The 13,534-nt window shown below is 52.0% G+C and carries 13 protein-coding genes; 6 read left to right on the forward strand and 7 right to left on the reverse strand.

What is annotated here, in order from left to right:
- The first annotated feature begins 4 nt into the window (after positions 1 to 4).
- Both OGX97_RS06915 and OGX97_RS06920 read left to right on the forward strand, forming a co-directional pair.
- On the forward strand, positions 5 to 931 hold the full coding sequence (locus OGX97_RS06915) for an amino acid ABC transporter permease (RefSeq protein ID WP_048214165.1): 927 nt from the start codon (positions 5 to 7) through the stop codon (positions 929 to 931).
- Positions 915 to 1,688, forward strand: coding sequence for an amino acid ABC transporter ATP-binding protein (locus OGX97_RS06920; protein WP_279850606.1), 774 nt, complete (start codon positions 915 to 917; stop codon positions 1,686 to 1,688). The genes OGX97_RS06915 and OGX97_RS06920 overlap by 17 nt, the downstream gene beginning before the upstream one ends.
- Positions 1,689 to 1,723: 35 nt before the next feature.
- Here the strand turns inward: OGX97_RS06920 and OGX97_RS06925 are convergent, their stop codons facing one another.
- A complete protein-coding gene (locus tag OGX97_RS06925; RefSeq protein ID WP_284884894.1) occupies positions 1,724 to 2,713 on the reverse strand; it encodes a zinc-dependent alcohol dehydrogenase family protein in 990 nt (329 codons plus the stop codon).
- A gap of 89 nt (positions 2,714 to 2,802) precedes the next feature.
- Entirely contained in the window at positions 2,803 to 3,732 is a 930-nt protein-coding gene (locus OGX97_RS06930) for a LysR family transcriptional regulator (RefSeq protein WP_279850604.1), read from the reverse strand.
- 112 nt (positions 3,733 to 3,844) lie between these two features.
- Between OGX97_RS06930 and OGX97_RS06935 the strand changes: the two genes are divergently transcribed.
- Positions 3,845 to 4,462 (forward strand): glutathione S-transferase family protein, encoded by a 618-nt coding sequence (locus tag OGX97_RS06935; protein WP_126318050.1) that lies wholly within the window; start codon positions 3,845 to 3,847, stop codon positions 4,460 to 4,462.
- Between the two features lie 69 nt (positions 4,463 to 4,531).
- Here OGX97_RS06935 and OGX97_RS06940 read toward each other — a convergent pair whose 3' ends face one another.
- The gene (locus OGX97_RS06940) at positions 4,532 to 5,842 is read right to left on the reverse strand and encodes an MFS transporter (protein ID WP_257119544.1); all 1,311 of its coding nucleotides are present in this window, start codon (positions 5,840 to 5,842) and stop codon (positions 4,532 to 4,534) included.
- A 74-nt stretch (positions 5,843 to 5,916) separates the two neighbouring features.
- Entirely contained in the window at positions 5,917 to 7,113 is a 1,197-nt protein-coding gene (locus OGX97_RS06945; protein WP_008784814.1) for an L-talarate/galactarate dehydratase, read from the reverse strand.
- A gap of 319 nt (positions 7,114 to 7,432) precedes the next feature.
- Here OGX97_RS06945 and OGX97_RS06950 point away from each other — a divergent pair, with 319 nt between their 5' ends.
- Both OGX97_RS06950 and pptA read left to right on the forward strand, forming a co-directional pair.
- A complete protein-coding gene (locus tag OGX97_RS06950; protein ID WP_172111133.1) occupies positions 7,433 to 8,437 on the forward strand; it encodes a LacI family DNA-binding transcriptional regulator in 1,005 nt (334 codons plus the stop codon).
- A 34-nt stretch (positions 8,438 to 8,471) separates the two neighbouring features.
- Positions 8,472 to 8,699, forward strand: coding sequence for a tautomerase PptA (pptA, locus tag OGX97_RS06955; RefSeq protein WP_079934054.1), 228 nt, complete (start codon positions 8,472 to 8,474; stop codon positions 8,697 to 8,699).
- 37 nt (positions 8,700 to 8,736) lie between these two features.
- On the opposite strand, the gene OGX97_RS06960 is transcribed toward pptA, so the two are convergent.
- Positions 8,737 to 10,713 (reverse strand): alkyl/aryl-sulfatase, encoded by a 1,977-nt coding sequence (locus tag OGX97_RS06960; protein WP_286592094.1) that lies wholly within the window; start codon positions 10,711 to 10,713, stop codon positions 8,737 to 8,739.
- A 213-nt stretch (positions 10,714 to 10,926) separates the two neighbouring features.
- A complete protein-coding gene (locus OGX97_RS06965; protein WP_149280957.1) occupies positions 10,927 to 11,499 on the reverse strand; it encodes a flavin reductase family protein in 573 nt (190 codons plus the stop codon).
- A 157-nt stretch (positions 11,500 to 11,656) separates the two neighbouring features.
- Between OGX97_RS06965 and nhoA the strand changes: the two genes are divergently transcribed.
- Complete coding sequence (nhoA, locus tag OGX97_RS06970) at positions 11,657 to 12,502, forward strand: N-hydroxyarylamine O-acetyltransferase (protein ID WP_048235350.1); 846 nt, start codon at positions 11,657 to 11,659, stop codon at positions 12,500 to 12,502.
- 58 nt (positions 12,503 to 12,560) lie between these two features.
- Here nhoA and OGX97_RS06975 read toward each other — a convergent pair whose 3' ends face one another.
- The gene (locus OGX97_RS06975) at positions 12,561 to 13,454 is read right to left on the reverse strand and encodes a PhzF family isomerase (protein WP_279850603.1); all 894 of its coding nucleotides are present in this window, start codon (positions 13,452 to 13,454) and stop codon (positions 12,561 to 12,563) included.
- Between the last annotated feature and the right edge of the window lie 80 nt (positions 13,455 to 13,534).

A 13,534-nucleotide genomic window follows, 5' to 3' on the forward strand; every position in this document is an offset into this window, starting at 1 on the left:
GAAAATGAAAACGACAGATAGCATTAGAGTCGTACCGGCACGTTATCCCATGCGTACCGTAGGCGCGGTCATTGCCTTATTTGCCCTTGCGGTAATTCTCCAGTCCGTGGCGTTTAATCCGCGCTGGGAATGGAGCGTGTTTGCCCGCTGGTTCTTTGATCCGGTTATCTTGTCCGGCCTCGGGCAAACGCTGTTACTGACGCTGATCGGGACGCTGTTGAGTATTGTCATCGGCGGTCTGCTGGCGTTGGCGCGGCTTTCATCTTCCTGGCTGTTGAACGGTCTGGCATGGGGATACATCTGGCTGTTTCGTTCGTTACCGCTGATTGTGGTGCTGATCGTTTTGTACAACTTCTCCTATCTGTACGACACGTTGACGATTGGTATTCCGTTCACTCCCATTCAGTGGGGAAGTTTTGAGACCATCAATGTACTCGGTCAGTTTTCCACTGCGGTGGTTGGCCTGACGCTGGTGCAAAGCGCCTATACCGCTGAAATTATTCGGGGTGGATTTTTAGGGGTCGATCACGGTCAGTACGAGGCAGCGGCAGCACTGGGCTTACCAGCAGGGCGACGTACGCTGCGGATTATTCTGCCGCAGGCGCTGCGCACCATTTTGCCTGCTGGATTCAATGAAATCATCAGCCTGGCGAAAGGGACGGCGATGGTATATGTGCTGGCAATGCCGGAGCTGTTCTACACCATCCAGATGATATATAACCGCACGCAGGAAGTGATCCCGCTGCTGATGGTGGGTGCGGTATGGTATCTGGTGATCACCAGCGTCCTGTCGTTAATTCAGCACCTGGTTGAACGTGCGTTGGCACGCAGCGAACGACGTTCAGCGATCAACACAACCCGGGTGAGGCGTGCAGAAAAACGCAGTCGTCAACGTCCACAGCAGGAGGCCGTCCATGTCCCGCTCGCCTGAAGGCCATATTTCTATTACCGGCGTTAGCAAATACTTTGGTCGCCACAAAGCGCTGGATAATGTGTCGCTGGAGATCCCTCCCGGTACGGTAACGGTTATTCTTGGCCCGTCCGGTTCAGGGAAATCCACACTCCTGCGGGCCATCAACCATCTGGAACGCGTCGATGAGGGGTTTATTCAAATCGATGGCGATTACATTGGCTATCGTCGGCAGGGAGACAAGCTGTATGAGCTGAAAGAGGCGGAAATTTTGCGCCAGCGCGTTAACGTCGGCTATGTGTTCCAGAACTTTAATCTGTTCCCGCACTTAACGGTTCTGGAGAATCTGATTGAAGCGCCCATTGCGCACGGACTGGCAACGCGTAAAACCGCCACCGAGCGGGCATTAACTCTGCTTGATGCAGTAGGGTTACGGAATAAAGCCGATGCCTGGTCGCGTCACTTATCCGGAGGTCAGCAGCAGCGTATCGCTATTGCCCGTGCGCTGGCGTTAAATCCGCGCGTCATGCTGTTTGATGAGCCTACATCTGCACTGGATCCTGAACTGGTCGGTGAAGTACTGGATGTCATTAAAGCGCTGGCGAAGTCGGGAACCACGCTGGTTGTGGTAACGCATGAGATTGGCTTCGCCCGGGAAGTGGCGGATCAGGTGGTGTTTATGGTCGATGGCAAAATCATCGAGCAGGGCAGCAGCGAGCAAGTGCTGAATCATCCAAGCCACACGCGCACTCAGCAGTTTTTGTCGAAAGTGCTTTGAGACACAATGCGGCACAAGGCTGTGCCGCACAGAGGTTACAGAGTGACGACGATTTTGCCTACCTGGCCGTTGGCTTCCATGTATTGATGTGCTTCGACGATATCATCAAAGGCAAAGGTTTTATCAATCAGCGGCTTGAGCTGGCCAGACTGCAATCCTTCAAAGATAAACCGTTTCGCCCGCGCAAGTTTTTCTGCGTCCGTGGTGATTTCGAAAATCTCATAGCCGCGGAAGGTCAGATGGCGACCAAGTATCTCAATGACCGGGATAGAAAGGTCACGTGAATCAAGCGAACCATACTGGAAAAAGATCCCACCGGCTGGCATCACTTGGGCAATTTTTGCCACCGCTGGGCCACCGACCGGATCGAACACCACGCGGGTTCCTTTGCCCTCAGTAATCCGCTGAATCTCGGTCACCAGATCCTGCTCCTGGCTTGCAATAACCTCTGCCGCGCCCCGTTGCAGCAACTGATCACGTTTCTCACTGGTCCGTGTCATCGCAATCGGTTTTGCTCCCCGCATGTTAGCAATCTGAATTGCCGCCAGTCCGACGCTGCTGGAAGCAGCATTGATCAGCACGTTATCACCGGGCTTAATATCCGCATATTCAACCAGCGCACCGAAAGCGGTCACATACATCATCCAGCTGGCAGCAGCCTCGGTAAAGCTCAGGTTTTGTGGATGCTTTACGACCGCGTGAGCGGGGGCATTAACGACTTCACCATACATTCCATATTGATGAAAGCTGAATGCCGGGATGACGCTAACGTAATCGCCAGGTGCAAACTCACGTACGTTGTCTCCCACTGATTCAATGACTCCGGAAGCTTCATAACCCAGTCGCGCCGGGAAATTAGGTTGGTAAATATACTGTCCGGTGCGGTACATAACTTCCGCACGGTTGATACCAATAGCCCGCACGCGGATCTGAACCTCATTTGCATCAGGCGCGGGAACCTGCATCTCCTGAATCTTCAGGACTTCAGCGCCACCAATTTGATTAAAAACTACGACCTTAGACATAGCAGACCTCAGTAAATTGTTCTGTATTGGGTCTGCACAATTTAACGACTCAGATGAGAGTGAAAAACCGTTGTTGCGGAACTTCACTATTACTTATTTTGTAATAATCCCTGAAGTCGCGGTTTTTGTTGGCTAAAAAGTTCGCATAACCAGTCAATGAATACCCGAACCCGAGGGGCGAGATGACGTCTGTCCGGGTAAAGCACCGAAACTGGTTTTGATTCTCCGGTATAATCGGCCAGCACCTCAACAAGCTGGCCTGACTGAAGATAGGGCGCAAGGACAGCATGAACGCCACGTATAATGCCGAGTCCAGATAAGCAGCCGGTCAACAGAATATCGGAGTTATCAACGCTTATCCGCCCTGCGGGGGGGAACGATTCGGTTTTACCTCTGTTGACGAAGGTCCATTCCAGCGCTTCGCGATGACGCTCGCTAAAAAAGTTAAGCGCCTGGTGTCGGGATAAATCCTCTGGTACCTGCGGCACCCCCTGTTTTTGCAGATAATCCGGTGAAGCACAGGTCACCATTTTGACCTCACCAAGCCGCCTGGAGATCAAGGTCGAATCTTGTAGCTCGCCAATACGGATCATGCAGTCGATGCCTTCGGCAAGCATATCGATTCTACGGTCGGTGGAGGTGAGTATCATCTCGATGTCAGGATATCGCGACTGGAAATCTTTCAGCGCAGGAACTAACACGGAGTGCGCCAGCGACAGAGGTGCATTAACCCTGAGTTTTCCGCGTGGCGGGCGAGTTGGCGAGAAAGAAGCCATGATGTCATCAACGTCACTGAGCAGTATTTTTGTGCGTTGGTAAAAAGCATCACCTTCTTCTGTCAGACTCACTTTACGAGTCGTGCGGTTAAGCAACTTTGCCCCCAGATCGTCTTCAAGATGTTGGATAGCTTTGGTCACCGCAGGGCGGTGCAGGTGTAACACATCTGCGGCTCTGGCAAATCCACCTTGCTCAACAACCTGTACAAAAATGTTCATGTATTCAAACATACTGGAACGCATTGCTTATTCTCCCCCGGTATTCGACCATTGTTATTATGAAAATAATAATCATGTCTGCATAGGTTGCCGAATGCTGCTCTACACTTAGGGTTTTAACGTTGGGGGTTGCAGCATGATTAAGGTCTATGGGGTACCGGGCTGGGGATCGGCCATCAGTGAAGTGATGCTCACACTGGCGGAGATCCCTTACAGCTTTATTGATGTGGACGGTTTTGACAGCGATGGTCCTTCGCGGGAGTTGCTTAAAACAATGAATCCACTATGCCAGGTGCCCACGCTGGTACTGGAAAATGGCAGCGTGTTGACGGAAACGGCGGCGATCGCGCTGATGATCCTCGATCGTCGCCCCGAACTTTCACCACCCGTTGGACACGCCGAACGCCAGCAGTTTCAGCGTCTGCTGATATGGTTGGTGGCAAATGTCTATCCCACATTTACCTATGCCGATTATCCTGACCGATGGGTACCGGACGCCCCGGCGCAGTTGAAAAAGAACTGCATTGAGTACCGTAAATCCCTCTATATGTGGCTGAACAACCAGCTAAGCGCCGAGCCGTACGCATTTGGGGATCAGCTAACACTGCTGGACATTTACATTGCCGTTATGCGCACCTGGGGACCAGGGCATGACTGGTTTCAGGACAACACGCCGAATATTAGCGCCATCGCCGATGCGGTTTGTCAGCATCCGAGGCTGCGTACCGTACTGAAAAGCAATAAGATTATTTGAGTAAAAAACGCTGTTCCGCAGGAGTGCAAATCCCGGAACAGCGGGCGAACTATCGCCATAAGTTTTAAATTACGCGACAGAAGGGGTCAGCGTAATACGATCCAATGGACCCACGATAAACAGATAAGAAATCAGACCAATCAGCCCCATCGAACCGACGTACAGAATGGCGTAATCAAAAGACTGGGTATTCGCCAGAATGATGCCGATCACCAGTGGCGTGATGATACTGGCCATATTGCCGCACATATTGAAAACGCCACCTGCAATACCGAGCACTTCTTTTGGCGAGGTATCGCTAAGTACGCACCATCCCAGATTGCCAAAACCTTTGGCGAAAAACGCCAGACTCATCGCCGTGATCACCACAAATTCTGACGAGGTGTAGTTGGCGATAACGATGACGCAGGAAAGCAGCATTCCGCAGATAACCGGCAGCTTACGGGCAATCGTCAGGCTGTAGCCGTGCTTTAAAAGCCAGTCGGAGAAAACACCGCCTAATAATCCACCGATAAAACCGGCAATGGCAGGGATACTGGCGACAAACCCCACTTTGAGGATCGACATGCCTTTCGCCTGATACAGATAAGTAGGGAACCAGGTCAGGAAGAACCAGGTAATGGATGTCACGCAGAACTGTCCGATATATACGCCAATCATCATGCGGTTGACGCAGACGCTTTTAATTTGCGCAAAGGTAATCTTCTGTGGTTCTTTTTTATTACCCAGCGACGGTTCACCACCGCCTTCCCGAATATAGTCAATTTCCTGCTGGTTCACCTTTGGATGATGCATAGGGTCTCTTACTTTGACCAACCAGAAGATGCCAAGAATAACGCCTATTGCCCCAATGTAATAAAACACAAAGTGCCAACTGAGATTATGCAAAATAATCGTCATTAGCGGCGTAATAATCCCTAACGAGATATATTGCGCGGCCTGATAGACAGAGGTAACAAAGCCCCGTTCGTTATTAGGAAACCACTGCACGCTTAATCGGCTGTTGGCCGGAAAGGCCGGAGCTTCAATCGCACCCATCAGTAATCGTAAGATAATCAATACGACAAGCGGGCTGGCGTACAGATAAATGGTGCCCTGAAACATAGTGACCAGCGACCAGCCAATCAGTGCGCAGCCGTATACCAGACGCGAGCCATAGCGATCCAGCAGCCAGCCGCCGGGGAGTTGCATAATGACATAAGAAATACCGAAGGCAGAAAAGGCCAGCCCCATTGCTTCAGGATCAAAACCTAATTCTTTGCTCATAATCGGCGCCACGACGGATAACGTCGCGCGATCAGCGTAATTAAATACGGTCGCAAGAAACAGAAATATCAGAATGCCGTAACGCACTTTTGTACGCTTTATTATTGTGTTCATCACCCACTCCTTTCATAAGCTTGAGAGCGTTTTTGTAGGGGAGGAGGGCGGGTATTGCTTACCCGCCAAATTAATTAAGGACGTTTGCCAAACTCGCAGGTTAATTGCGTCCAGCGGCGCGCCTGCTCGCTGATGCTGAAGCCCAGACCGTGACGATCGGAAACCCACATCCGGCCATCGCGCAGCTCAAGTTGTTCGTTAAATAACGGGTTCAGCCATTCGAAATGCTCCAGCCATGGCTCAAGCGGATAAGCAGCGGACAGATGCAGGTGAACTTCCATAGCGAAGTGCGGAGCCAGTTTGCGACCATGTTTAGCCGCCAGGTCCATAATTTTCAGGAACGGTGAAATTCCCCCCACACGCGGTGCATCGGGCTGCACATAATCGCTGGCATTGCCGAGGATCAGCTGTTCATGTTCGCGGAAGCTGGTCAGCATTTCACCGGTGGCAATCGGGGTATCAAGCGCGGCGGCCAGTTGGGCGTGGCCTTCAACATCGTAGGCGTCCAGCGGCTCTTCAATCCAGATTAGATTGAACTGCTCCATTTTACGTCCCATACGGATGGCGGTTTCCCGATCCCACTGCTGATTGGCATCGACCATTAGCGGGAAGTCATCCCCCAGCGCTTCACGCACCGCGGTCAAGCGGCGAATATCCTCAGCGCAGTTTGGCTGACCAACCTTGAGTTTGATACCACCAATGCCGTTTTCACGGGAAATAACCACGTTTTTTAGCACCTGATCCAGCGGCGTATGCAGGAATCCGCCGGAGGTGTTGTAGCACTGCACGGAGTCCCGATGCGCGCCAAGCAGTTTTGCCAGCGGCAATCCTGCACGCTTGGCTTTCATATCCCATAATGCGATATCGATAGGGGAGATGGCTTGTACCGCCATGCCGCTGCGCCCCACGGAAGCGCCAGCCCACAGCAGCTTGGTGTAGATCTTGTCAATATCGTTTGGATCTTCGCCTAACAGGTTATCGGCAATTTCTTTGGCATGCGCATAGATTCCCTGGCCGCCAGCCCGCTTGGAGTAACTAAATCCCACGCCTTCAAACCCGTCGCGGCTGCGGATCTCGGCGATGATTATGGCGACTTCAGTTAGCGGTTTCTGGCGACCGGTGAGCACTTTGGCATCGCTCACGGGTGTTGCCAGAGGAAGGAAAGCCAGAGACAGTTTTACCCATTCAATACGGTCACCGGTTTCTGCTGCGGTTTTAGCGTTAGCCGATTTGGCATAGGTCACGGCATCGGAATTGGCACTTAAAGACATATTGTTCTCTCCTGGTGATAACAAATGATTGCGCTATCATTTTTAATGTTAGCGCAATCACTGTGCCAGCGAATTGACTGCGATTTGAACAATTGCTCACAAATTCAGAGAGAGAAGGGTGGTGAATTATAAACGACGTCACATTCCAGTACTTTATGGAGAAATGCACAAATCATTGTGATTGCGCTATCATTGTGAGTGGCGATAATTAACTAAGCTGCTGTTTTCCCTGCGTTATCACTGAGCAACGCTGGCAATAGCCAAAATCATGATGAATAATGCCAGCATAAATCAGCGATTTTTGACAAGGGCATCGACAGTGAAAAATCCCAAACCACCGCGCGCTCCCACGCTGGAAGATGTTGCCCGTACCGCGGGATTGTCACCCATGACGGTGAGCAGGGCGTTGAATACCCCGCAGCTGGTGCGCCCGAAAACGGTTGAAAAAGTGATGCAGGCGGTGCGCGCCACCGGCTATATTCCCAACGCACTGGCTGGGGGACTGGCGTCGCGTCGCAGCAAGCTTATCGCCGTGGTTATTCCGCAAATTAACAACAATATGTTTGTCGATACCATCCAGTCATTAAGTGATGAACTGGCAGAACGCGGATACCACATTTTGCTCTGCGTGTCGGGTTATACGCCGCAAACAGAGGCGGAGCTGGTGGCGACGCTGCTTTCTCGTCGCCCGGATGGTGTAGTACTCACCGGTATTCATCATACCGCTGAGCTGAAAAAAGTGATTCTTAATGCGGCCATCCCGGTCGTGGAAATCTGGGATTTAACCCCAACACCCATCGATATGCTGGTCGGTTTTTCGCATGAAAAGGTCGGGCAAGCGGTGGCAGACTATCTGCTGAATAAAGGCTATCGACGTCCGGGGTTGTTATGGACTGCCGATCGCCGGGCAGGCCAGCGTAAACAAGGACTGTGCGATGCGTTGAGTCGTCATGGTATTGCTGCTGACGCACAGGTGGACGTCCCACTTCCGGCCTCTCTGGCATTGGGACGCACTGGATTGGCGCAGCTATTGGCGGATCGCAAGTTTGATGTCATTGTCTGTAGCTCAGATACGTTAGCTCAGGGGGCGATCATGGAGGCCGAGAGTCGCGGTATACGCGTGCCGCAAGAGTTGGCGGTAATCGGTTTTGGCGATCTGGATTTTGCTGCCAGCAATCGGCCCGCTATCACTACCGTCAGCGTCGACAGACGGGCCATCGGGCAACGTGCTGCCTCACTGCTTGCCGATCGTATCGAACAAATTCCGCGTGAAGACGATATTATTGATGTCGGTTTTCATCTGGTTGAACGAGAGTCCGCATAAGTTACCTGCAACCCAAAACAATAAGGAATCTGCTATGCCGCACGTTGATATTAAATGTTTTCCTCGCTCTCTTACCGACGAACAGAAAACCGCCCTGGCGGCGGATATTACCGAGGTTATTATTCGTCATTTGCAAAGCAAAGACAGTTCAGTCAGCGTGGCGCTCAATGAAATTGAGCCAGAGGCGTGGCAGGCCGTGTGGGATACGGAAATTGCGCCGCAGATGGCGAGATTAATTAAAAAACCTGGCTACAGTATGTAAGAAAAAACGGGCGGATTTCCGCCCGTTTTCGTTGTGCTTATGGTGTAACGATGTTGAACCAGAATTCGAACTTATCCATATAGCCGAGCATGGCATCAAGCTTGGCGCCGTCACCGGTTATCTTCACGTCACCGCTGTCTTGTGCCTGTTTCAGCGTCACTTCCTTGAGGATGATTTTGTTCAGCGTATCGCGATTAAGCGTGATCGTAGCATCGGCATCTTTCGCTTCGGCATTGGCGGTATGGTTCAGGACGCCATTCTCCAGCTCAAGCTTATATTTACCGCCATCACTGCCAAGATCGATGTTAAACACCGACTTCGCATCACCCGCTTTTTGTCCGTTAATATGCACTGCCAGATAATCGAAGAACATTTCCGGCGTCATAGCACGAACGGTATCCGGGCTGGCGGTATTCGGGGTTGGGCCTTTGACCACGCCGTTACGCAGCTCTTGCGCGCCGGTCAGGTAGAAGTTACGCCACGGGCCGGATTCAGCCTGATAACCCAGTTGCTCAAGCGCATCTGCTTCCAGATTACGTGCGGCCTGGTTATTTGGATCGGCAAACACGACTTTGCTTACCACCTGTGCCACCCAGCGGTAGTTGCCCTGGTCATAGTCTGCTTTTGCTTTCTGCAAAATGGCGTCCGCACCACCCATGTAGTCGACAAATTTCTTCGCAGACTCTTCCGGCGGCAGCTCATCCAGCGTTGCCGGGTTGCCGTCAAACCAGCCGAGATAGAGCACATAGGTCGCTTTTACGTCATGGCTCACTGAGCCATAGTAGCTGCGGTTAGCCCAGGTATGTGCCAGTGAGTCCGGCAGCTTAAAGTTGGCAGCGATTTCATCGCGGGTCAGACCTTCGTTAGCCATGCGTAGCGTCTGGTCGTTGATGTAACGATACAGATCGCGCTGACTTTTCAGCAGGCTGACCACCTTGTCATTACCCCAGGTTGGCCAGTGGTGCTGCGCCATCAGCACCTCGGCTTTATCACCCCAGCGCACAATCGCTTCGTTGATGTATTTGGACCACGGCAGCGGCTCACGAATTTTGGCTCCGCGCAGGGAGTAGGTGTTGTGCAGGGTATGGGTAACATCTTCTGCGGATTCAATCAGTTTCTTCTCTTCGATGTACCACAGCATTTCCGATGGTGCTTCGGAACCCGGAGCCAGCATGAAGTCATAGGTCAGGCCGTCGATGACCTCTTTTTGTCCATCTTTCTCAATGATATTTGTTGGCGCAATCAGGGTAACGGTTCCCGCGGAGGTCGTGGTTCCCAGTCCCGCGCCGACCTGGCCTTTGGCATCAGGTTTTAACAGGTTGCCGTACATGTAGCTCGCGCGGCGGCTCATGACGTTACCGGCCATGATATTCTCAGCGACCGCGGCTTCCATAAAGCCGGCTGGCGCATAAACTTTCACTTTGCCCGCTTTAACGTCGGCTTCATCGACAACACCGCGTACGCCGCCGTAATGGTCAACGTGGCTGTGGGTATAAATCACCGCAACAACTGGTTTTTGACCGCGGTTTTTAAAGTAAAGATCCATCCCGACTTTGGCCGTTTCTGCCGAGACCAGCGGGTCAACAACGGTGATGCCTTCTTTACCTTCAATAATGGTCATGTTTGACAGATCGAGGTTACGAATCTGGTAAACGCCATCCGTTACTTCAAACAGCCCGCTGATGTTGATCAACTGAGATTGACGCCACAGGCTCGGGTTTACCGTATCCGGGGCTTTATCGCCTTCTTTGATGAACGCGTACTGCTGCGGATTCCAGATAACATTTCCCTGCTCGCCCTTGATCACGTCCTGCGGGAGTGGGGCGATAAAGCCTTTGTGGGCGTCGGTAAAGTCGGTGTTATCGGAGAAGGGCAGTTGATTGTAAAGCGCGTTGTTGGCTTGTTGCGTGGCGGCTGTAGCGTCTTTGGGGGCTTCAGCGGCCATAAGGGGAACAGAAAACGATGTGAGTAACCCAGCAAGTATAAAACTTTGTGCGATTCTATTAAGTTGCATCGTAAAACCTCTCTGACACTTCAAAAGTACAGTTGGGGATGCTGCTTTGACGGATAGCGTTTTGATTAGGTATTTGAGTTAGTGCAAGATTAACTATAATTCACATGAATGATTAGGCAAGGAAGGGAGAGTAATTTATCTAACTGGTTTTTCAGAAGTTTTAAGAAAACAGTTGCGGATGACAGAGCAGAACTGCCATCCGTTAGCATACTATCATTCACCTGCGATAATGCGTTTCCCGCTGGAGACAAACGTTCCGGCCCCAAGGTGATGCAGAGTATTGAGCTTGCCATCATCAAACTGCCAGCGTCCTTCCACGAAGGCTCGCTCATCAGCGGCAGCGGAGACCACTTCCCCAAACAGAGTGTCATATTTTTCCTGTGCCGCCGTGGCTGGCAACAGGCGACACTCCATCCAGGCCAGACATTTCGCTTCTATCAGCGGTAAACCTAGCACGGGTCCTTGCACCACGGGAATGCCGTAACAGTTGAATTTATCTTCCACGCGACCGGAAACGCTGCCTACGGCCCAGGTCCAGTTGACGGCGGCGATACCCGGAATAACGATGCCGAATTTACCGCTACGCTCAATGAGATCCCGCGACCAGGCGGTCTTATCAACAACAATGGCTACCCGCGGCGGCTCAAACTCCACGGGCATTGACCATGCCGCAGCCATCACATTTCGCCGCTCGGTATGCTCATCCCGGCTGGTTATCAATATCGTTGGGCCATGATTGAGTAGCCGACTGGCATGTTTTAATTCGATCGGACGAAAATGGCTCATGGATGCTCCTTGGCTGAGAGATAACACACCACAATAAACATAGATATTAACGGTATTAGCGATTTTGTCGCCTCACAGGAATTAACAACGCACAAAATCGACAGCGTAAAACGAAAAATACGTTATAAGTACTGCATTAATCGAACAGGAACTCCGTATGACGCCTTTTTTAACCGCTTATTTTGCCCGTATTGGCTGGTCAGGTTCGGCCAACGTCAACCTTGAAACCTTGCAAGCGCTACATCTACTGCACAACAGCGCAATTCCCTTTGAAAACCTGGATGTATTACTGCCAAGAGAGATGCAGCTTGACGATTTGTCGCTGGAAGAGAAGCTGGTAACGGCGCGTCGTGGCGGTTATTGCTTTGAACAGAATGGCGTGTTTGAACGCGCGCTACGCGAAATCGGTTTTAACGTACGTAGCCTTCTCGGTCGCGTGGTACTGGCAAATCCGTCAAGCCTGCCGCCGCGCACGCATCGTCTGTTGCTGGTTGAATTGCAGGGAGAGCAGTGGATCGCCGACGTTGGTTTCGGCGGACAAACGCTGACGGCGCCGATTCGTCTGCAGGCTAACACTGAGCAGAAGACGCCACACGGCGAATATCGGCTGATTCAGGAAGGTGAAGATTGGATCCTCCAGTTCCGTCATCACGAACACTGGCAGTCAATGTATCGTTTCGATCTGGTCGTGCAGCATCAGAGCGATTATCTGATGGGCAACTTCTGGTCCGCACACTGGCCGCAATCACATTTTCGCCATCATCTGCTGATGTGCCGTCATCTGCCCGACGGCGGGAAATTAACGTTAACCAATTTTCACTTTACCCATTATCAGGATGGACATGCGGTAGAGCAGATTAATTTGCCTGATGTCGCCAGTTTGTATGCGTTGTTGCAAGAACGATTTGGACTGGGTGTGGATGACGTGAAGCATGGGTTTACCGAAGATGAGCTGGCGACGGTCATGGCGGCGTTTGATACGCATCCGGAGGCGGGGAAATAGGGGCATCGGAAGTCATGCCGGATACGGCGTCATCGCCTTATCCGGCCTTCGGGAACAATTAAAAATCTATCGCCCATTCTGCGTGAAACAGGATCACCGCCGAACCGGTAATGGTGACTTTTTCCGGCTGGTTTTCACGGATAGTCACCGTCACATCAACAATCCCGTCGCGCCCGAGCGCACGGCCCTGATGCCCCTGAACACGTAACGTTTTCCCATCATGCGCCATCAGCCCATGGTGGACCAGCCACGCGCCCATTGGACCGTTGGCATTGCCGGTAACCGGGTCTTCCACAATACCAATAGCAGGTGAAAACATGCGGCCATCAGTGGCGTTTTCGCCCTCGCGGATTTGAAAAGGGAAAAAGCCGTTACAGCCAATTTGCTGGCTGATGGCGGTCAAAGCCGGTAAATCAGGGGAAATGGCGTCAAAGTCCACCTCGGGTTTCAGTGGAATCATCACTTTCGAATGTCCGGTCGTGGCAACCTGAATGGGTAAGCCTGCCAGCTTATCGTCTTCGCTCAGGTGCAGCGCATCGAGAATCGCAGTACGAACAGCGCCCTCCAGCGGAGGTTCAAAACCCGGTTCACCTTGCTCAAGGCTAATGCGATAGTCGTTCCCGGTAGCGTCAATATCCACCCGATGACGTCCGGCCAGCGAGGTTTGCCAGACCGTGCAGTTGCCCAGACCCAGCACCTTGGCCCGCACATAATGCGCGGCGACGGTAGCATGCCCACAGATAGGAACTTCGACCGTCGGGGTGAAATAGCGGATGCGAACATCGCTGTCGTCACTGGTCAGCAGAAATGCGGTTTCTGAATGACGCAGCTCGCGAGCGATGAGCTGCATCTGCGCGTCACTCAGTCCATCAGCATGTAAAACCACACCTGCTGAGTTGCCGCGAAAAGGGACCGGGGTAAAGGCATCGACGTGGTAAACCTGTGGTTTCATTAGCGTTCTCCCTGAAATGGAGAAGCATCATAACGTACAAAAAGCGGGATAGCGATGCAGGCCCGGTAAGCGCAAGCGCT

Origin of the sequence: Citrobacter sp. Cpo061 (assembly GCF_030332845.1) — a bacterium.
Lineage (GTDB): Bacteria > Pseudomonadota > Gammaproteobacteria > Enterobacterales > Enterobacteriaceae > Citrobacter > Citrobacter portucalensis.

Coding starts and splice junctions, on each gene's coding strand:
- OGX97_RS06960 (WP_286592094.1), bottom strand. CDS start 10,713: ATGCAACTTAATAGAATCGCACAAAGTTTTATACTTGCTGGGTTACTC.
- OGX97_RS06965 (WP_149280957.1), bottom strand. CDS start 11,499: ATGAGCCATTTTCGTCCGATCGAATTAAAACATGCCAGTCGGCTACTC.
- nhoA (WP_048235350.1), top strand. CDS start 11,657: ATGACGCCTTTTTTAACCGCTTATTTTGCCCGTATTGGCTGGTCAGGT.
- OGX97_RS06945 (WP_008784814.1), bottom strand. CDS start 7,113: ATGTCTTTAAGTGCCAATTCCGATGCCGTGACCTATGCCAAATCGGCT.
- OGX97_RS06930 (WP_279850604.1), bottom strand. CDS start 3,732: ATGCGTTCCAGTATGTTTGAATACATGAACATTTTTGTACAGGTTGTT.
- OGX97_RS06925 (WP_284884894.1), bottom strand. CDS start 2,713: ATGTCTAAGGTCGTAGTTTTTAATCAAATTGGTGGCGCTGAAGTCCTG.
- OGX97_RS06920 (WP_279850606.1), top strand. CDS start 915: ATGTCCCGCTCGCCTGAAGGCCATATTTCTATTACCGGCGTTAGCAAA.
- pptA (WP_079934054.1), top strand. CDS start 8,472: ATGCCGCACGTTGATATTAAATGTTTTCCTCGCTCTCTTACCGACGAA.
- OGX97_RS06940 (WP_257119544.1), bottom strand. CDS start 5,842: ATGAACACAATAATAAAGCGTACAAAAGTGCGTTACGGCATTCTGATA.
- OGX97_RS06975 (WP_279850603.1), bottom strand. CDS start 13,454: ATGAAACCACAGGTTTACCACGTCGATGCCTTTACCCCGGTCCCTTTT.
- OGX97_RS06915 (WP_048214165.1), top strand. CDS start 5: ATGAAAACGACAGATAGCATTAGAGTCGTACCGGCACGTTATCCCATG.
- OGX97_RS06935 (WP_126318050.1), top strand. CDS start 3,845: ATGATTAAGGTCTATGGGGTACCGGGCTGGGGATCGGCCATCAGTGAA.